This is a genomic window from Micromonospora sp. CP22 (genome assembly GCF_009712475.1).
Taxonomy (GTDB): domain Bacteria; phylum Actinomycetota; class Actinomycetes; order Mycobacteriales; family Micromonosporaceae; genus Micromonospora.
In genome coordinates, this window is record NZ_VCJO01000001.1 from 496,708 (window position 1) to 516,396 (window position 19,689).

The window sequence follows — 19,689 nt, forward strand, 5'->3', positions numbered from 1 at the left end:
CCATGATCGACGGAGCTGCGGCAGTAGGCTCGGGCTGGTGAACAGCAGGTCTGGCGGGTGGTGGGTGGCCGGTGCGGCGGCAGTGGTCGTTGCCGTGCTCGCGTCGATCGTGCTGGTCTACGACGTCGGCGACCGCAAGCCGGCGGATCGGGGTGGATTCCGGGCCGGTAGCGCCGACCTCGGCGACCCGTACGTGCCGGGCAGCGGCAACGGCGGGTACGACGTCGCCCACTACCGACTCGGGGTGCGGTACGACCCGGCGGACGACCAGCTCACCGGCCGGGCCGAGATCACCGCGACCGCGACCCACGGCCTGTCGCGATTCAACCTGGACCTGTCCGGGTTGACGGTCAGCTCGGTGACCGTGAACGGTGCCCCGGCCGAGCACCGCCGGGAGGACAGCGAACTGGTGGTCACCCCGTCCCGGGGGATCGACTCCGGAAGCCGATTCATGGTGGAGGTCGCCTACGGCGGCGTGCCCCAGCCGGATGCCGACGGCGTGTTGGGCAGCGGTGGGTTCCAGCACACCGACGACGGCGCGATCGCCCTGGGCCAGCCGCACTCGGCGGCCACCTGGTTCCCGGTCAACGACCATCCGTCCGACAAGGCCACGTACGACCTTGAGGTGACCGTGCCGGACGGGCTGGCCGCGCTCAGCAACGGGGTACCGGGGGAGCGGACCAGCGCCGACGGCTGGACCACCTGGCGGTGGACCGAGCGTTCACCGATGGCGAGCTACCTGACCACGTTGGTGATCGGCGACTATCGGGTCGAGACCGGCGAGCACGCCGGTAAGCCGATGGTCACCGCCGTACCCGACGGTCTTCCGGCGAGCGGGCCGGCGGCGGCCTCTCTCGCCCGCACCGGCGAGATCGCCGACTTCTTGACCAGCCAGTTCGGGCCGTACCCCTTCGAGTCGTACGGCGGCGTGGTGGTCTCCGACAGCCGGATCGGGTACGCGCTGGAGACCCAGTCCCGACCGGTCTACGGGCCGGGTTTCTTCCGTAGTGGCGAACCGAACTACCACGTGGTCGCCCACGAGCTGGCCCACCAGTGGTTCGGCAACAGTGTGGCGCTGGCCCGCTGGAGCGACATGTGGCTCAACGAGGGTTTCGCCAGCTACGCCGAGTGGCTGTGGGAGGAGCACGACGGCGGGCGCAGCGTCCAGCGCAACTTCGAGATCCAGTACGCGTCGACGAACTGGTCCCGGCGCACCCTGGATCCCGGCCCCGACCAGCTGTTCAGCTCCGCCGTCTACAAGCGCGGGGCGCTGACCGTGCACGCCCTGCGGCGTACCGTCGGTGACGACACCTTCTTCGAGATCCTGCGGGCGTGGACCAGCGAGCGGCGCGACGGCACCGCCACCACCGCCGACTTCGTCGCCCTGGCCGAACGGACGTCCGGGCGTGAGCTGGGCTCCTTCTTCGACACCTGGCTGAGCGGCACCACCGCGCCCGGCCTGCCCTGACCGGCGGCACCGCCGACGGGTCCGGAGCCCACCGGGGGCAGCGGTCAACTCGGCACGGTGAGCTTCGGATGCTCCGCCAGGTAGGCGTCGGCCTTGCCGGCCCGCAGTTCGGTGAGGAATCGGCGACCCACCGAGGTCAGTTCCTCGCCCCGGTAGGCGTTACCCCGGCCGACCGAGGCACCGGGCAGCCCGACCAGCGTGATCGCCTGCGGCGACAACGTACCGAGGGCGTACGCGAAGTCCACGATTCGCCGTCCACCGACGTAGAGCAGTGCGTCGCCGAGCGCGGCGACCACCTGTTCGACCCGCTCGGGTTGCCGGGCCAGGTCCTGGTCCATGATCTTGCCGATCAGTGCCCGGATCAGTTGCTGGTGGTGACGTTGCCGGGTGTAGTCACCGCCGGGCAGGTAACGCTGGCGGGCGTAGTCGAGCGCCTGCCAGCCGTTGAGGTGCTGCTTGCCGGGCTCGTAGACCATCTGCGGGCCGACGTAGCCGCCGACGCCCGGACCCGGCTTCCGGTGCTTGCCGTCGGGTTGCCGGTGCCGAGACACCACCCGCTGGTCGACGTGGATGTCCACGCCGCCGAGACTGTCGACCAACTCGTCGAAGCCGCCGAAGGTGAGCACCGCGCCCGCGTCGATGCGCAGGCCGGTGTAGTCGCTGACCGTGCGGCGCAGCAGCTCGTACCCCTGGGCGGGGTCGGGCTGCTTGGGACGGCCCGGCACCCGGCTGCCGTAGCTCATCGCATGGGTGAGCTTGGTGCGTCCGCCCCGGTAGCCGGCCGGCTTGTACGCCGGGATCTCCACCACCAGGTCGCGGGGGAGGGAGAAGAGGTACGCCTTGGACAACCCGGCCGGCACGTGCAGCACGAGTACGGCGTCGGCGTGCGGCTCCCAACCGGGCACGCTGACCCGGGTGTCCACCCCGACCAGCAGCAGGTTGAGCGGGCCGGTGATGTCGGCCCCGGGCGGCGGGCTGGGGCTCGGGCTGGCACTGGCGCTGGGCGACGCGCTGGGACTCGCGGTGGCGGCGGTCGGCGTCGGCGGCTCGTCGCCGACCGTACGGGTCACCACCACACCGATCACCGCGATCACCGCGATCGTGGCCAGACCGGCCAGCACCAGCGTCAACCGTCTCCGGTCTCCTCCGAACATCATCCCCCGCTTTCCCTCGGGCGTCGGTCGGAAGTGCCCGGCCGACGAGCGGTTCCGCTCGGCTCGCCGGGGACGTCGACACCCGCCCTGGGTCAATACCGGTCCAACGCGCCGAGCCGGGCTCGGGGTTGCGTCCCCGGTCGGGCGAAACTGACGCGGTGCGCAGCATGATCGCGCGAATTCGGGCCCTGGCGCGAGGGCTACTCGCGAGTAATGATGCGTGCATGCGGTACGACGTGGTGGTCATCGGGTCGGGTTTCGGCGGCAGCGTCACCGCGTTGCGGCTGGCCGAGAAGGGCTACTCGGTGGGCGTACTGGAGGCGGGCCGGCGGTTCGCCGACGACGAGTTCCCGAAGACGTCGTGGCGGATGCGCCGCTTCCTGTGGGCGCCGAAACTGGGCTGCTTCGGCCTCCAGCGCATCACCCTGCTCCCCGCCGCCGACCGGCGGGCCGGCGGCGGGGTGCTGGTGCTGTCCGGTGCCGGTGTCGGAGGTGGCTCGCTGGTGTACGCCAACACCCTCTACGAACCCCTGGACGCCTTCTACGACGATCCGCAGTGGCGGCACCTCACCGACTGGCGAGCCGAACTGGCCCCCCACTACGACCAGGCGAAACGGATGCTCGGGGTGACCACGTATCCGATCGACACCGGGGCCGACCGGGCGATGCGGCGGGTCGCCGAGCGGATGGGCGTGGGGCACACCTTCCGCCCCACCCCGGTCGCCGTGCACCTCGGGCGGCCGGGGGAGCGGGTCGCCGACCCGTACTTCGGTGGGGCGGGCCCGGAGCGCACCGGCTGCACCCACTGCGGCGGCTGCATGACCGGCTGCCGGGTCGGAGCGAAGAACACCCTGGTCAAGAACTATCTCTGGTTGGCCGAGCGGCTCGGCGTCCAGGTGCATCCGCTGACCACGGTGACCGCGGTCCGGCCGGTCGACGGCGGGTACCAGGTGCACACCGAACGCACCGGTGCCTGGCTGCGGCGCCGACCGCAGGTGATCCACGCAGGTCAGGTGGTGTTCGCCGCCGGTGCGCTGGGCACCCAGCGGCTGCTGCACGAGATGCGGGAACGGGGCGACCTGCCCGGCCTATCGCCCCGGCTCGGTGAGCTGACCCGGACGAACTCGGAGGCGATCCTCGGTGCCTCGGTGGCGCAGCGGAAGGCCCGTGCGCGTGGCGTGGACTTCACCGAAGGGGTCGCCATCACCAGCTCGTTCCACCCCGATCCGCAGACCCACATCGAGCCGGTCCGCTACGGCCGGGGCTCGAACGCGATGGGGCTGCTCCAGTCGCTGCTGGTCGACGGTGGGCCGCACCGGTCGCGTCGTTGGCTCGGGCAGTTGCTCCGGCATCCCTGGTCGGCCGCCCGGATGCTCTCGGTGCGCCGCTGGTCGGAGCGTACGGTGATCGCCCTGGTCATGCAGTCGGCGGACAACTCGCTGACCATCCGGCTGCGGCGCGGTCCGCTCGGCCGCCGGCTCGTCTCCGGGCCGGGTCACGGCACCCCCAACCCGGCCTGGATCCCAGCGGGCAACGAGGCGGTCCGGCTGCTCGCCGAGGAGATCGACGGTACGCCGGGCGGCGCGCTGACCGAACCGTTCGACATCCCGGTGACCGCGCACATCCTCGGCGGGGCGGTGATTGGTGCCAGCCCCGCTGACGGGGTGATCGACCCGTACCACCGGGTCTACGGACATCCGGGGTTGCACGTGGTCGACGGTGCCGCGGTCTCGGCCAATCTCGGCGTCAACCCGTCCCTGACCATCACCGCCCAGGCCGAACGCGCCATGTCGCTCTGGCCCAACAAGGGCGACCCCGACCCCCGCCCCGAGCTCGGTGCCCCGTACCGCCGGTTGGCCCCCGTGCCGCCCCGCAACCCCGCCGTCTCCCACCCCTGATCGGCGTCCTCGCCCCGCGCGCAGCTCTCGGTGGCACCCGTGGAACAGCCGTCACGATCGAGGGCCGGGTGACTCGGCGTGCCTGACGCCGGGGAAGGGGCGGTAGGCGGGGGAGGCGCGGTCACGCTCGGTAGGATTGCCGGCTATGAGCCTGCCGCGTCCAGTCCTCGTGGTCGACTTCGGAGCCCAGTACGCCCAGCTGATCGCGCGCCGGGTACGCGAGGCCAAGGTCTACTCCGAGATCGTCCCGCACACCATGCCCGTGGCCGAGATGCTGGCCCGTGACCCCGCCGCGATCATCCTCTCCGGCGGTCCGGCCAGCGTCTACGAGCCGGGCGCTCCGCAGGTCGACGACGGGCTGTTCACCACCGGCGTGCCGGTCTTCGGCATCTGCTACGGATTCCAGGCGATGGCCCGCTCCCTCGGTGGCACGGTGGCGCGCACCGGCAGCCGCGAGTACGGCGGGACGCCGCTGCGCCCCCGCCTGACCGACCCGGGTGTGCTGCTCCGTGACCTGCCAGCCGACCTGCCGGTCTGGATGAGCCACGGGGACTGCGTGACCGAGGCTCCCGAGGGTTTCACGGTGACCGCCGAGTCGGCCGGCGCGCCGGTCGCCGCCTTCGAGGACGTGGCCGGGCGGCGGGCCGGCGTGCAGTTCCACCCCGAGGTGGGGCACACCGCGCACGGGCAGGAGATGCTGACCCGCTTTCTCTACGAGATCGCCGGGATCGAGCCCACCTGGACGCCCGAGAACATCATCGACGAGCAGGTGGCCCGCATCCGTGCGCAGGTCGGCGACAAGGAGGTCATCTGCGGCCTCAGCGGCGGGGTGGACTCGGCGGTCGCCGCAGCCCTGGTCCACCGGGCCGTCGGTGACCAGCTCACCTGTGTCTTCGTGGACCACGGCCTGCTGCGCGCGGGTGAGGCCGAGCAGGTGGAGAAGGACTACGTCGCGGCCACCGGCATCAAGCTGAAGGTGGTCGACGCCGCGGACCGGTTCCTCGGCGCGCTGGCCGGGGTGACCGACCCCGAGCAGAAGCGCAAGATCATCGGTCGGGAGTTCATCCGGGTCTTCGAGGCCGCCGCCCGGGAGATCGCCTCGCACGGCGACGTCGAGTTCCTGGTGCAGGGCACCCTCTACCCGGATGTGGTCGAGTCCGGCGGCGGCACCGGAACCGCGAACATCAAGAGCCACCACAACGTCGGCGGGTTGCCGGAGGACTTGAAGTTCGCCCTGGTCGAGCCGCTGCGCACGCTGTTCAAGGACGAGGTCCGTACGCTCGGCCTCCAGCTCGGGCTGCCCGAGGCGATGGTCTGGCGGCACCCGTTCCCGGGCCCCGGCCTGGCCATCCGGATCATCGGAGCGGTCGATCGGGAGCGCCTCGATGTGCTCCGTCGAGCCGACTTCATCGCCCGTCAGGAACTCAGCGCCGCCGGTCTCGACCGGGACGTCTGGCAGTTCCCGGTGGTGCTCCTGGCCGACGTGCGCAGCGTCGGCGTGCAGGGTGACGGGCGCAGCTACGGGCATCCCGTGGTGCTGCGCCCGGTCTCCAGCGAGGACGCGATGACCGCCGACTGGTCCCGCCTGCCCTACGACGTGATCGCCCGGATCTCCACCCGGATCACCAACGAGGTGGCCGAGGTCAATCGGGTGGTGCTGGACGTCACCAGCAAGCCGCCGGGCACCATCGAATGGGAGTGACGCGGCACCTCGCCGACGCCGGTTGACGGTGTCTCACGCGGGCGGCTGAGGCGCCGGGCGCGGCGTCGTCTCGGCCTCCGGCGTGGCGTCGGGTGCCGTCGCCGCGACGTCGGGCTGGGCCGTCGGCGTGGCGAGGTCCTGCTGCGCCGTCGGCACGGTGTCCTGGGGTGCCGCCGGGCTGGCCGGTGGCGCGTCGAGGTCCTGGGCCGGTGACGCCGGTTGGGCAGGCGAGGCCGGTTCGGGCGCCCGCTGCGGTTGAGTGGGCGGCGGGGCCGTCGGCGGCCAGGTGGTAGGTGCCGGAGCGGGCTGCGGCCCGGCGTGCGGCACCGGCCCGGGGAACGGCCAGGCGGGGTGCGGCGCGGCGGCCGGCTGCGGCGGCGTCCCGACGGGTCCGTGCGGCGGGGTGGTGGGTCCGTGTGGTGCGCCGGGTGCCGGGTGCGGCCAGGCGGGTGCGCCAGCCGGCTCCTCGGGCATCAGGAACCACATGATCGGGTACGCGAGCGCGGCGAGCCCACCGGTGAGCAGTGTGACGACGGCGAATGCGACTCGGACCAGGGTGGGGTCGACGGCGAAGTAGCGGCCGACGCCGCTGGCCACCCCGGCGATCATCCGGTCGGTGGTCGGACGGCGCAGTTGTCGATACGGAGCGTGAGGTGTGGAGGTCATGACTCCACGGTGCCCGTCGCGGAGCGTATCGACTTCGGTGACCGCCCGGATCCCTACCCTGAACTGCCTCTCAGGGACGAGTGATCAGTCAGGAATCCGACTCTTTTCCGCGCCGGTAACGGGTGGCGGGGAGAATTTGGCTCCGTGACCACCATGCTGGAGCCGCTGCGCAGGATCGCGGCATACGCCGTCTGTACTGATTCCGTAGACCGAGTGTTGCTGGTCCGCGCATCGGAGCGCTCCGGCACCCCCGGCACATGGTCCCTGCCCGGCGGGGCAGTCGACCACGGCGAAGACCCGCAGCACACCGTCGTCCGCGAGACCGCCGCCGAGACCGGCCTGTCGGTGGCCGTCGCCAGCCTGCACGACGTGCTGGCCGACATGCGGGCACTGCCCGAGCGGGGCATCACCATCCACACCGACCGGCTGGTCTACCGGGTGTCGGTCCGGGGTGGCTCGCTCACCGACCGGGTCGACCGGCCGACCGACCTGGCCCGCTGGTTCACCCGGGACGAGGCGGCGCAGTTGCCGCTGCGTTCGTTCACCGCCCGCGCTCTCGGGTTGCCCGCTTCGTCGGCCGACATCGTGCCCGACGAACCGCCGGAGTTTCCCTCGTTCTACGCGGTGCCCGGCCCGGACGGGCTGCACCGGGCGCAGCGCTTCGCCGCGTACGCCGTGGTGACCGACCCGGAGGGGCGGGTGCTGTTGACCCGGGTTTCCGACGGCTACCCGGGGGCGGGCTGCTGGCACCTGCCCGGGGGCGGCACCGACTACGGCGAGCAGCCGGGCGCGGCGCTGATCCGGGAGCTGGTCGAGGAGACCGGGCAGACCGGGCGGCTCGTCGGGCTGCTCGGGGTCGCCAGTCACCGGGACGCCGCCTCGCTCGGACCGGAGGGCTACCCGATCGACTGGCACGGGGTACGCGCCTTCTACCGGGTGGTGGTGGACAAGCCCGCCCCGCCCACCGTCGGCGACGTCGGCGGTTCCACCTGCGAGGCCCGCTGGTTCGCCCGCGAGGAACTCGGCGCCCTGCCCTCCGACCGCCTTACCGAGGTGACCGCCGAGGCCGTCCAGGCCGCCAACCTCACCTGACCGGCCGTCCACCCTCACTCACCCGCCCGCACCGGCTGATCATGAAGTTAATGTCGGGACACGCCACGCGAACGGCGATAGCTTCCTGATCGACGCGAGCCGAGCGGGCGGGGCGGACGCGAGCCGGGTAGGGCGGGTGGGGACGGGTGGAGCAGGTGCGGCAGGTCGGGGCGTACGGGGTGCTGCGGGACGCCGAGCGACGGGTGCTGCTGGTGCGCGGATCCGCGCTGGCGGACTTCCCCGGCGTCTGGTCGTTGCCCGGGGGCGAACTGGACCATGCCGAACATCCCGCGCACGCGGTGGTCCGTCAGGTCACCGAGACGACCGGGCTGACGGTCGAGGTGACCGGGCTGCGGGCGGTCGTCGCGGACGTGGTGCCGTACCCGGACCTCGGGGTCGCGCTGCACACGGATCGAGTGCTGTTCGACGTGACGGCGGTGGGTGGGAGGCTGCGCGCCGAGCATGACGGCGGCATCGACCGGGCCCGCTGGCTGACCCTGGACGAGGCGGCGCGAGTGCCACTGCTGGCGTTCACCGCCGAGGCCGTCGGCCTGCCGGTGGTCGCGCTACCGGCCGGGGCGCTGCGTCGCCGGGAGCCGTTCCCCACCCCTGGTGCCGACCGTCGGCAGCGGTTCGGGGCGTACGGGGTGGTCACCGATCCGGACGGCCGGGTGCTGCTGACGTTGATCGCCGACGGGTACCCCGGGGCGGGCCGATGGCACCTGCCCGGTGGCGGCACCGATCACGGTGAACAGCCGGTCACCGCGCTGCTACGGGAACTGGTCGAGGAGTCCGGCCAACTGGGTCGGGTGACCGAGCTGATCGGGGTGGACAATCTGCACAATCCGGCGGCGGTGGGCCCGGAGGGGTACCCCATCGACTGGCACGGCGTCCGGATCGTCTACCGGGTGCGGGTCGACGTACCGACCGAACCGGCAGTGACCGAACTGGCCGGCGGTTCCACCGCTCGTGCTGCCTGGTTCACCCGTTCTGAGCTGCGAGAACTTCCGTTGACCGAGATCGTCGAGCTGGCCCTCACGCCGTCGACGTGACCCACGGTCACCGCTCCTGGGTGATCTCGCCGCCGCGCCGGTGTGGGTGCCCTCCGGTACAGTCGAGGCAGGGCCGGTGCAGAAACGGGCGGTGGTGTCCCGGATGGGAATTGGACGGCGGTTCGCACGGTTAAGGGAGTTATAAGTACCGCCGGCAGCTATCGCCATTCCCCACCCCCCTGTGCGATGGTGTACTCCGCAAAATGGCTGCCGGGCCAGGAAGGTCCGGCACGAGACAGCCGGACGCCCGCTCGCGTGGCGGTAAGCCGATCCGGTGATGGAGGAAACGTGCCGAGAGCCCCATGGCGCCGGCGTCGTACGACTGACAGCCCGCGTCCCGCAGGGCGAAGCTGGACGGGCCCGCTGCGCCGCAGCGGCACCCTTGCCCGCCAGGTCCTGCTGGTCCGCGTCGGCCGCCGAGGTGCAGAACTGCACGGTGCGACCGACGTGTTGCCCGAGCCCCGGTATCAGGACCGCCCGCGTCGTCGGTACGGCCTCAAGCGGTTCCACCGCACGGGGATGGAGACGATCGCCCCGATCAGCCCGCTGGTCGGCCCGGTCACGGTGGACCCGCCCGTCACAACAGCCCCGGTCGAGTCGACAACAGCGACACCGGTTCCGCTTCTGCCGGGTGAGCGCACCCCGGCCCGGCGGATGAAGTTCGCCCTGGTCAACGCCTGCACCCTGGCCAGCCTGCTACTCGGCATCAACGCCATCTTCGTCGCGATGCAGGGCGAGGTGCGGCTTGCCGCGTTCCTGTTGATCGCCTGTGTGGCGTTCGACGGCCTCGACGGTGCGTTGGCCCGCAAGCTCGGGGTGTCCAGCCCGTTCGGCGCCCAGATGGACTCGCTGGCCGACATGTGCTCCTTCGGGCTCGCCGCGCCCGTGGTGGTCTACGCGTCGCTGGCCGGCTCCGTGCCGACCGCCGCCGCCGCGGTGGCCGCCGCCCTCGTCGCCGCCTGCGCCGCCATCCGCCTGGCGCGATTCAACGTCTCGCCCTCGGATGGCCGGTTCTTCTCCGGGGTGCCCACCACGATGGCCGCCGCCGTGCTCGCCCTGATGGTGGTGATCGGCATGCCGGTGCCGGGGGCGGTGCAGATCGCCGGAGTGGCGCTGCTCGCCTTCACCATGGTCAGCAGTTTCCCGTACGCCAAGCTCGCCCGCCTGGTGAAGCTGCCGCCGTGGGTCTGGCTCGCTCCGGTGATCGGTGCGCTGATCGACATCCGGCTCACCTTCGGGCTGGTCGTGGTCGGTTACCTGATCAGCGGCCCGGTGCTCTGGCTGCGGCAGCGCCGCACCATCGCCTGATCCAGTAGTTGCCCGAAAAAGGGGCGTCGCGGCCAAGGCCGCGACGCCCCTTTTCGGCTCGTGGAGCCGGTGTCGGCCCGGGTCGTCGTGACCCGGGGCCCGGCTACCTCCCGCTCAGCGCCAGCGGGCGATCACGCTCGACCCGCCGACCACCTTGTCACCCGGCCCGACCAGCGGCTCGGCGGCCTCTGCCGGCAGGTAGACGTCGGTACGCGAGCCGAAGCGGATGAGCCCGAAGCGCTCACCACGGGCCAGCAACGTACCGACCGGAGCCCGTTGCACGATCCGGCGGGCGATCAGCCCGGTCCGCTGCGCCACCACCACGGTGCCGTGAGTCGTCTCCAGCACCGTGTAAGCGGCCACGTTGTGCTCGGCGTCCGGCTTCATCGCGTTGACGAACCCGCCGTCGGCGACGAAGTAGTCGACCACCTTGCCGGCCACCGGGGAACGGTTGACGTGCACGTCGAGCACCGACAGGAAGACTGCGATCCGCAGGAACTCGCCGTCGCCGAAGCGTTCGTCGGTCAGGCGCTGCACCGACAGCACCTGCCCGTCGGCGGCGGCCACCACGGCCGACGGATCCTCTGGCACGTCGCGCTCCGGATCCCGGAAGAAGGCGGCCACCGGGGCGGCGGCCAGCGCGGGCAGCAGCCAGAGCTTCGACTTCGGTCGGGCCAGTCGGGTCAGTGCGGCCACGCCGAGGGCGATGCCGGCGGCGACGACCCCGTTGGAGTCGATGTGCATGCCCCGGGTGAGCGGCACGCTCGACGGCCGGTAGGCGGGCGCGAGCCGTTCCGCCGACGCGGCGGCGGCCGGGGTGAAACGGAGCCGGTACACGCGTACCGGCGGGTTGTTGCGCAGCACCAGGTCGTTGCCGACGCCGTACAGCGCGCCCTGCCGCTCCAACTCGGCGGCGGCACCGGCGGTCTTGGCGACCGCGGTGGCGACGCTGAGCACCGCACCGTCGGCCAGGTACTTGGTGAGGCCCTCGATGGTGGCGCGGGCCTCGTCGGCGGTGCCGGTGAGCGCCTCCGCGACGATGACCACCGCGGCGGGCTCCGCCTCGGCGAGACTCTCCACGACCCGGACCCGCTCGTCGACCCAGCGGCCCTGGGCGTTGACGTGCTGCCGCAGCGCTGTGGCGCTGACCCGCTCGGCGGGTACCACGGTGAGGGTGTCGCCAGGCAGCATCGCTTCGATCGCTGCGGCCAGCACCGCGGACTCCGGAGCAGCGCCGACCAGGAGGGCGGCCTTCGGGTCGTTGATCCGGGCAAGCTCGGAGGCGAGGGTACGGGCGGCGCGCTCGCCGAGGCGGACCGGACCGGATCGGTCGGGCGTACGCACGGCGGGGGACTGGGTCATGTCGAACGAACTCCTGACGAGTAGAGGCGACTGACGCGGAGGTCACCGCCGGCGGCGAGGTCCACCCGGTCACGGACAACCCGGGTGGGCCCGACGACCCACGGGGGATGCCCTACGGCGCGGGCCGGCCGACGCTGGCGGGAGTACACCGGCCAGCATAGGCGGCCCGCGACCGCTCCCGCACGGTCAGGCACCGTGCCCCGGTCGTCCGGGCGGTGACGCCTCCTCCCCGCCGAACAGATCGAGCGTGCCGTCCTCCCGTGGTTCGTCGCCGGTTGCCGACTGCGGGCTGGTCGGGGCCTGCGTACCCGTCGGGTCGGACGGATCCGCCGGGTCCTGAAGCGGGTGGGCGGCGGTCTCCCCGGCGTTCGGTGGCAGGTTGTCCGGGCCGGGCTCGCCAGGCGTGCCGACCGGAGCCGGACCACCGTTGTGCCGGCTGGAGCGCAGGGCGCCGATCAGGCCGAGCCCGCCGACCAGGATCAGCCCACCGGCCAGGAACCAGCCGACCGGTGGCAGGACGAGCCCGAGCACCTGGGCGAGCAACCACCAGGCGGTCAGGGCGAGGAAGAGCAGCCCGAAGGCGAACGACACCAGGTCGGTACGGTGGGCCTTCACCGGGTCACCTCCATGTGTCCGGCGTTGACGTGCAGGTTCAGGCGTAGCTTTCCGCCGCCGGCACCGTCCGGGCCGAGGTCGACGACGTCCGTGAGCCGGTTGTCCATGCCCCGCGCGCGCTGGCCGAGGACGTTCGCGTCACCGGCGGTCACCTGGGTCACCGCCGTGACGTCCACCTCCGGCGGTACCACCACGGTGGCCTCGCCGAAGTTGATGACGACGGTTATCTCGGTCTCCTCCTGCTCACTGAAGTCGATCGCACGCAGGTCGAGCACCGCGTCGGCGAAGCTCTGCTCGTACCGGACGGCGAGGTCGCGGTGACTGGTCGGCGCCCAGGTGACCGCGCCGTCCACGCCGCGCACCCGGTCGTAGGACTCGACGACGGTGACCACCGCCAGGGCGGCGGCGGTGACCAGGCCGAGCGCGATCAGCCAGCGGGCCCGCCCGAACCAGGTACCCACGATCAGGCCGAGACCGATCACCGCAAGCGCCGCGGCGAAGTAGGCCGACGCGCCGATCCCGAAGACGTCCAGCAGGTCGAGAACACCGACCAGCCCCAACGCGACGAAGATCAACGAGAAGGTCACCGCGCCCAGGGCCGATCGCTCCCGGGGTTTGCGGGGCGGTTTCGGCCGGGGCGGTGGCGGCGGAGCCACCTTCGGTGGCCCGGCGTAGGGACCGTGTGGGGCGAACGGGGGACGGTAGGTCGACGGGGCGGACGGTGGGCCCGCCGGGGCGGCGCTGGTCGGCCACGGCGGCGTCGGCGGCAGTTGCATGGTGGGCTCCTCAGGCTCGCCGGGTGCCGACGGCACGGGCGGTGTCGACGGCGCGGGCGGCGCCGGGGGCACGCCGTACGCCGTGCCGGGTGGATGGAACGCGGGTGGCGTTACGGTCGCGGTCCGGCCGAACCCCGGATAGGGCACCGGGTAGGCGGTCGGCCCGGGATAGCTGACCGGTGGCACCGGGCCGGGTGGTGGGGGTGGGCTCGGGGGGACTTCCGCACCCGGTGGTCCGGGCACGGTCCCTGTCGGACCGGGCTGCGTCTCGCGCTGCTGACGGTTGAGCAGCAGCGCACCGCCGACCAGGATGGCCGCGCCGAGCAGTACCGCGCGGAAGGCGTCGGTGACGACGAAACCGAAGCCCACCGCGACCACCACGCTGAGGACGATCACGGTGACCGGCGACATGCTGGACCGTCCCCGGCCCAGCATGGACTCGACGGGCGAGGCGCTGTCACCCTCCCCGGGGATGATCAGCCACGCGGCGACGTAGACCAGGATGCCGACGCCGCCGAAGAAGCCCAGGACCGCCAGCAACACCCGCCAGAGCACGGGGTCGGTGTTGGTGGCCCGGCCGACGGCAGCGCAGACGCCTGCCAGGTAACGGCCGTCCCGGGGCCGGACCAGTCCGTACCGCGAGGTGAAGCCGGCACCACCGGACGAGGCACCCGGACCGCCCGGCGGTGGCCCGCCCGGTCCACCCGGCGGCGGTGGTGGTGCGCCCGGCCCGCCGGGGCCGGGCCAGCCCGGTCCACCTGGTCCGCCCGGCCCCCCCGGCCCGGCGGATGGTGGCGCGGTGCCGGCCCTCCAGACGGCCTCGCCGCTGGTCGGCCCGGCGGCGACGCCGGGCGGCGCGTCGTCCCACACGGTGCCGTCGGCGGGTGGCCGCCCACCGGCCGGTGCGGCCAGGTCGTCCGCCCCGGCCCCGGGGGATTCGGGTACGTCCGGCCGGGTGGCCGCCGGAGGTGTCGGCTCCGGTGCGGTCGACCCCGGCCGGTCCGGCTGGGCAGCGTCGTCGGTCATGTCTCGATCCTGCTGCGCCGGACGCCCGAACGTCCTCCGGCGGCGACCCTGACCCCACCCTGAGATCCTGCCGACCCGAATGTCCGGGGCGTCCCCGTGGTCGGGCGGCCGCACCGCGTGTGACGATCGGTTCGACGCCGGAACCTCGCCTCCTGTCCGGCCCGCCCGTCCTGACCAGGGAGCTCACGATCAGCAGCGTCAGCCAACCACCCCGCCTCTACCGCGCGCCGGAGCACCGGATGGCCGCCGGGGTGGCCGCCGGCATCGCCGAGCACCTCGGAGTCCCGGTGGTCCGGGTCCGGATCGCCTTCATGGTGCTGCTCGGACTCAGCGGGTTGGGTCTGCTGCTCTACGCGGCCTTCTGGGCGGTGGTGCCGCTGCGGCCCGGTGACACCGCCGTACCGCCTCGGCGCGACGTCGGCCAGTTGCTGCCCTTCGTGGCCATCGGGCTCGGTGTGCTGCTGATCCAGGTGATGGTCTTCGACTCGGTCGGCGCGGCCGGCACAGCGGGCTGGCTGGTCGCCATCATCGCGGTCGGCGCCGGTGTGATCTGGCACCAGTCCACGCCCGAGCGGCGACGCCAGTGGGGCGAGTCGCTGCCCGTACCGTGGCTCGGCGCGGTGATAGAGGAGAGCGACCGGCGGGCGTTCGTGCTCCGGTTCGTCGGCGGTGGGGTGCTGGTCGCGGTCGGCATCATCGGCGTGGCCGCGGTCTACTCCCCGGCGCAGAATCTCGACGCCGTGCTCAACGGCGTGATCTTCGCACTGGTCGGTCTGGCCGGGGTCGGTGTGGTGGCCGCGCCGGTGCTCTGGCGTACCTGGAACCAGCTCCGCTCGGAGCGCGAGGGCCGCATCCGCGAGCAGGAGCGGGCCGAGTTGGCGGCCATGGTGCACGACCAGGTGCTGCACACCCTCGCGTTGATCCAACGCAACGCCAGTGACGTCAAGACCGTGCAGCGGCTCGCTCGGGGCCAGGAGCGCTCCCTGCGCAACTGGCTCTACAAGCCCACCGCGTCACCCACCGAACGCCTCGCCGCCGCGCTGGAACAGGCCGCGGCCGAGGTGGAGGACACCTATGCGATGACGGTCGAGGCGGTCGTCGTCGGCGACCGGGAGACCGACGAGCGGGTCGGTGCGCTGGTGGCGGCGGCCCGTGAGGCGCTGGTCAACGCCGCCCGGCACGCGGGTGTGCAGACCGTCTCGCTCTACGCGGAGGTCGAGCCGGAACAGGTGAGCGTCTTCGTGCGGGATCGGGGTGTCGGGTTCGACCCGGATACGGTGGAAGACCATCGGCACGGTGTCCGGGGCTCGATCGTCGGGCGGATGAAGCGGCACGGCGGCCGGGCGGAGATCCGCTCCCGGCCTGGAGAGGGGACCGAGGTCCGGTTGATCCTGCCGATCTCCCGGGACTCGACCACGGCGGAGAGGGACAGATGATGGCCGAGCAGTCGACGCGACCTGTCGAACCGGAAGGCACCGGGCCCGGGCGGCTGCGGGTGTTCCTGGTCGACGACCACGCCATGTTCCGAGCGGGGGTACGCGCCGAACTCGGCGCGCACGTCGAGGTGGTGGGCGAGGCGAGCACGGTGTCCGAGGCGGTCAACCGGATCGCGGCCACCGGACCGGACGTGGTCCTGCTCGACGTGCACATGCCCGACGGCGGCGGTCGGGCCGTGCTGGAGGCGATGCGGCGTACCCATCCCCAGGTGCGGTTCCTGGCGCTCAGCGTCTCCGACGCCGCCGAGGACGTGATCGGGCTGATCCGGGCCGGTGCCCGGGGCTATGTCACCAAGACCATCTCACCGGACGAGTTGGCCGCCGCGATCCGACGGGTGGCCGACGGCGACGCGGTGTTCAGCCCGCGCCTGGCCGGCTTCGTGCTGGACGCCTTCGCGGCCCGCCCGGACGCACCGGTCGCCGACCCGGAGTTGGACCAGCTCACCAACCGGGAACGCGAGGTGCTGCGGCTGCTCGCCCGGGGGTACGCGTACAAGGAGATCGCCCGGGAGCTGTACATCTCGATCAAGACGGTCGAGACGCACGTCTCCAACGTGTTGCGCAAGCTCCAGATGTCCAACCGGTACGAGCTGTCCCGCTGGGCAGCGGATCGACGCCTGGTGTAAGCGACCTTTCTGGCATATGTGACCAAGCGGTCCCAGGGGCGTGACTTTTGATCAAGTCGCGATTGATAATGCCCCTCGCCTTCCCTGCGTGCGGATGCCGCTCATCCCGCGGGAACGGCGACTTCGACCGCCCGCGCGTACGCGGGTCACTCCCTGCCCGAGAGGTGCACAACACTCATGATCGGACAACGAGGACGGCGTTGGGCGCGGATCGCGCTCGCCGCCGTCACCGGCGGCGCGCTGGCGCTTGGTGTCGCCGCCCCGGCCGCCGCCGAAGCCCCGGCCACCGGCGTGGCGAAGTCGGTGTCGGGTAGCAGCGTCAAGCTCCTGCTCAACGGCAAGGCCAAGCAGGCCTCCGCGCTGGCCATCGAGATCAAGGGCAAGCGCGTCCCGGCCTTCTGCATCGACTACCACACCAACGTCGCCATCGACGGCACCTACCAGGAGGGCACCTGGGACGAGTCCCAGGTGAAGAACCTCGCGAAGGTCCAGTGGGTGCTCACCCACGGTCACCCCAACGCCGACCCTGATGCGCTGCTGGCCGCCGCCGGTGCCACCGTGCCGGACGGGACGAGCGAGAAGGACCGCGGCAACCTGCTCTACTTCGGCACGCAGACCGCGGTGTGGCACTTCAGCGACGGCATCGTGCTCGGTGACTGGGTCGCGGGACGCGATCTGGTCAGCAAGGAAAAGTACGACGTGATCAAGAAGGTCCACGACTACCTGATCGCGAACGCCACCGACGAGCCCGAGCCGAGGGCCGAGTTGAGCATCGACCCGGCCACGGCGACCGCGACGGTCGGCGAGAAGGCCGGTCCCTTCACCGTGAAGGGTCCAGCGGGCGAGATCACCCTGGCGGTGGCCGGCGGTACGGCCGTCGACGCCGAGGGCGCGCCGGTGACCACCATCGGCAACGGGGGCCAGTTCTGGCTCACCGCCGAGGGGACCGGCGAGGTCCGGGTGACCGCGTCCGCCGCCGATTCGGTCTCCTTCGGCCGGGTCTTCCTCTACACCGGCACCAAGGCGGCGCAGAAGCTCATCCTCGGTGGCAGCACCGGCGCCACGGTGACCGCCGAGGCGTCCGCCGACTTCACCGCGGCACCGTCCCCGCAGCCGAGCAGCCCCGAGACCAGCACGCCGCAGCCGAGCCCGTCCTCTCCGGCGGACTCCCCGTCGCCGAGCGCCCCCGAGGAGTCGCCGTCGAACCCGGCGCCGTCCACCTCGCCGGCCTCGAACGACGGTGGTCTGCCGCTGACCGGCGCGCCGATCGTCACCGCGATCGGCGTCGGGTTGGTGCTCCTGCTCGCGGGCGCGGTCACCGTTCTGGTGCTGCGTCGGCGCAGGGTCCACTTCACCGCCTGATCGCCAAGCCGTAACCCGACCCGACCCCGGATCCCCGCACCACGCGGATCCGGGGTCGGGTCGTCTCCGGGCGCAGGGGATCCATCCGGCCACGATCGGCCGCTGGTCTGGAATCAGGCTCGTACTTTCGGGTAGCATCGCAGAGAGTGGTGGGATTCACGTCGATGCTCCACCGGGAGACGCCGGGGGCGTCGACCTCGCCGCCCGGACTTCGGCTGAGCGTGGAAATGCGGTTGACGAGCAGCTCATACCATGCCTCCGGGGTGCCGGAGAGGCGGCTGCGGGTCGATGTCGGCACCGTCCCGGGCGGGTATCGGGTTGATAACACGCCTTCCCGCCTGGGCGCATCGGGTGTCACAGTTGCAGGCACCTCACAACCCCCTCGTGAGCCGAGCGCCCTGAGGAGGCACTCCCATGCGCGGGAAATTCCTAAAGGTGGCGGTCGCGGCGACCGCCACCGCCATGTTGGCCACCGCTTGTAGCGGCGGTAGCGACGACAACGACTCGGCCGGTCAGGCCGGCGGCACGCTTCGCGTTTACGCGTCGGAGCCTGCGTTCCTGACCCCGTCCGGTGGTGACGACGAGCCGTCGCTGTACGTGATCCGGCAGCTCTTCCGCGGTCTGGTCAAGTACAACGCCGAGACCTCCGCCGTCGAGATGGACCTGGCCGAGTCGGTCGAGTCGGACGACCAGAAGCTCTGGACGATCAAGCTCAAGAGCGGCTACGTCTTCGACAACGGCGAGCCGGTCAACGCCGACGCCTTCATCCGTTCCTGGAACTTCGCCGCTTACGCGCCGAACGCCCAGAACAACGGCTACTTCATGAAGCGGATCGCCGGCATCAAGGACGTCCAGTCCGAGGACCCGGACGGCGACGGCCCGAAGAAGGCTCCGGAGCCGAAGGCCAAGGAGCTCTCCGGCCTGAAGAAGGTCGACGACCTGACCTTCACCGTCGAGCTGGAGGAGCCGTTCTCCGGCTTCCCGACCACGATCGGTTACCCCGGCTTCTTCCCGATGGCCCAGGCGTGCGTCGACGACATCGCGGCGTGCAACGAGAAGCCGATCGGTAACGGCCCCTACAAGATGGACGGCAGCTGGCAGCACAACGTCGCCATCAACGTCGTCCGCAGCGACAGCTGGAAGGGCGAGCCCGGCAAGCCGGACCGGATCGAGTACCGGATCTTCGCCGACGTCGACGCCGGCTACTCCGCCTTCCAGGCTGGTGAACTGGACGTCATGTACACCCTGCCGCCGGCCCGCTACAAGGAGGCCAAGGCGCAGTACGGCGACCGGATGTACGAGCTGCCGGGTGACAGCTTCACCTACGTCGGCATGCCGCTGTACCAGGACGACTTCAAGGACAAGCGGATCCGCCAGGCGCTGTCGCTGTCGATCGACCGCCAGTCGATCATCGACGCGGTCTTCGACGGCCGGTTCACCCCGGCTACGGGCTTCGTGGCCCCGACCTTCGAGGGTGCCCGTGAGGGTGTCTGCAAGTACTGCACCAAGGACGTCGAGAAGGCCAAGCAGCTGCTCGCCGAGGCTGGCGGCTGGCCGGCCGGCAAGAAGCTGACCCTGTGGGCCAACGCCGGTGCCGGCCACGACCAGTGGCTGCAGGCGGTCGGTGACCAGATCCGCGAGGCGCTGGGCATCGACTACGAGCTCAAGGTGAACCTGCAGTTCCCGGAGTACCTTGACACCGCGGACAAGAAGAAGTTCACCGGTCCGTTCCGCCTCGGTTGGGGCCCGGACTACCCGTTCCTGGAGACCTACCTGTACCCGCTGTACGGCACCGGTGCCGGTAGCAACAACTCCCTGTACACCAACCCCGATTTCGACGCCCTGCTGAAGCAGGGTGACTCGGCCGACTCGATCCAGGCTGCGCTGCCGTTCTACCAGCAGGCCGAGGACATCCTGGGCGAGGACCTGCCGGTCATCCCGATGTGGTTCAACAAGGTCGGTGCGGTCTACAGCGAGAACGTGGACCAGTTCGTCTGGAACGCCGTCTCGGACGCCGACTACGGTGCGATTTCGCTGAAGCAGAACTGAGCTTCAGACTCCTGATCCTGCCGTAATACGACGTGGC

14 protein-coding genes and 1 pseudogene are annotated in these 19,689 nt (G+C 71.6%); 10 read left to right on the forward strand and 5 right to left on the reverse strand.

Annotated features, from left to right (window positions below; all coding sequences use genetic code 11):
* Positions 1-37 precede the first annotated feature (37 nt).
* Positions 38-1,468, forward strand: coding sequence for a M1 family metallopeptidase (locus FF096_RS02315; protein WP_375335276.1), 1,431 nt, complete (start codon positions 38-40; stop codon positions 1,466-1,468).
* 44 nt (positions 1,469-1,512) lie between these two features.
* Here FF096_RS02315 and FF096_RS02320 read toward each other — a convergent pair whose 3' ends face one another.
* A complete protein-coding gene (locus FF096_RS02320) occupies positions 1,513-2,625 on the reverse strand; it encodes an LCP family protein (protein ID WP_155214604.1) in 1,113 nt (370 codons plus the stop codon).
* A 221-nt stretch (positions 2,626-2,846) separates the two neighbouring features.
* On the opposite strand from FF096_RS02320, the gene FF096_RS02325 reads away from it, so the two are divergent.
* A complete protein-coding gene (locus FF096_RS02325) occupies positions 2,847-4,520 on the forward strand; it encodes an FAD-dependent oxidoreductase (protein ID WP_155214605.1) in 1,674 nt (557 codons plus the stop codon).
* Between the two features lie 145 nt (positions 4,521-4,665).
* Complete coding sequence (gene guaA, locus FF096_RS02330; protein WP_155214606.1) at positions 4,666-6,222, forward strand: glutamine-hydrolyzing GMP synthase; 1,557 nt, start codon at positions 4,666-4,668, stop codon at positions 6,220-6,222.
* Positions 6,223-6,516: 294 nt separating this feature from the next.
* Here the strand turns inward: guaA and FF096_RS02335 are convergent.
* Positions 6,517-6,888 (reverse strand): annotated as a pseudogene (locus tag FF096_RS02335) (PspC domain-containing protein); the annotation flags it as partial.
* A 144-nt stretch (positions 6,889-7,032) separates the two neighbouring features.
* Between FF096_RS02335 and FF096_RS02340 the strand changes: the two are divergent.
* From FF096_RS02340 to FF096_RS02350, 3 genes are all read left to right on the forward strand, one after another.
* Positions 7,033-7,980 carry an NUDIX hydrolase gene (locus FF096_RS02340; RefSeq protein WP_309222514.1) on the forward strand — a complete coding sequence of 316 codons (948 nt, stop codon included), beginning with the start codon at positions 7,033-7,035 and terminating at the stop codon, positions 7,978-7,980.
* A 146-nt stretch (positions 7,981-8,126) separates the two neighbouring features.
* On the forward strand, positions 8,127-9,032 hold the full coding sequence (locus tag FF096_RS02345; RefSeq protein WP_309222515.1) for an NUDIX domain-containing protein: 906 nt from the start codon (positions 8,127-8,129) through the stop codon (positions 9,030-9,032).
* Positions 9,033-9,395: 363 nt separating this feature from the next.
* Positions 9,396-10,340, forward strand: coding sequence for a phosphatidylcholine/phosphatidylserine synthase (locus FF096_RS02350; protein WP_155214894.1), 945 nt, complete (start codon positions 9,396-9,398; stop codon positions 10,338-10,340).
* A 114-nt stretch (positions 10,341-10,454) separates the two neighbouring features.
* Here FF096_RS02350 and FF096_RS02355 read toward each other — a convergent pair whose 3' ends face one another.
* The 3 genes from FF096_RS02355 to FF096_RS02365 all read right to left on the reverse strand — a co-directional run bounded on the left by FF096_RS02355 (position 10,455) and on the right by FF096_RS02365 (position 14,119).
* Positions 10,455-11,702: a phosphatidylserine decarboxylase gene (locus tag FF096_RS02355; protein ID WP_155214607.1), complete on the reverse strand. Its 1,248-nt coding sequence runs from the start codon at positions 11,700-11,702 to the stop codon at positions 10,455-10,457.
* A 186-nt stretch (positions 11,703-11,888) separates the two neighbouring features.
* Positions 11,889-12,317 (reverse strand): hypothetical protein, encoded by a 429-nt coding sequence (locus tag FF096_RS27430; protein WP_155214608.1) that lies wholly within the window; start codon positions 12,315-12,317, stop codon positions 11,889-11,891.
* Positions 12,314-14,119, reverse strand: coding sequence for a PspC domain-containing protein (locus FF096_RS02365; protein ID WP_230462222.1), 1,806 nt, complete (start codon positions 14,117-14,119; stop codon positions 12,314-12,316). Before FF096_RS02365 ends, FF096_RS27430 begins: the two co-directional genes overlap by 4 nt.
* 170 nt (positions 14,120-14,289) lie before the next feature.
* Here FF096_RS02365 and FF096_RS02370 point away from each other — a divergent pair, with 170 nt between their 5' ends.
* The 4 genes from FF096_RS02370 to FF096_RS02385 all read left to right on the forward strand — a co-directional run bounded on the left by FF096_RS02370 (position 14,290) and on the right by FF096_RS02385 (position 19,652).
* Complete coding sequence (locus FF096_RS02370) at positions 14,290-15,555, forward strand: ATP-binding protein (RefSeq protein ID WP_155214896.1); 1,266 nt, start codon at positions 14,290-14,292, stop codon at positions 15,553-15,555.
* Positions 15,555-16,241 carry a response regulator transcription factor gene (locus FF096_RS02375; protein ID WP_155214609.1) on the forward strand — a complete coding sequence of 229 codons (687 nt, stop codon included), beginning with the start codon at positions 15,555-15,557 and terminating at the stop codon, positions 16,239-16,241. Before FF096_RS02370 ends, FF096_RS02375 begins: the two co-directional genes overlap by 1 nt.
* Before the next feature lie 177 nt (positions 16,242-16,418).
* Entirely contained in the window at positions 16,419-17,603 is a 1,185-nt protein-coding gene (locus tag FF096_RS02380) for a thioester domain-containing protein (RefSeq protein ID WP_155214610.1), read from the forward strand.
* Positions 17,604-18,017: 414 nt separating this feature from the next.
* Complete coding sequence (locus tag FF096_RS02385; protein ID WP_155214611.1) at positions 18,018-19,652, forward strand: ABC transporter substrate-binding protein; 1,635 nt, start codon at positions 18,018-18,020, stop codon at positions 19,650-19,652.
* The last annotated feature ends 37 nt before the right edge of the window (positions 19,653-19,689 follow it).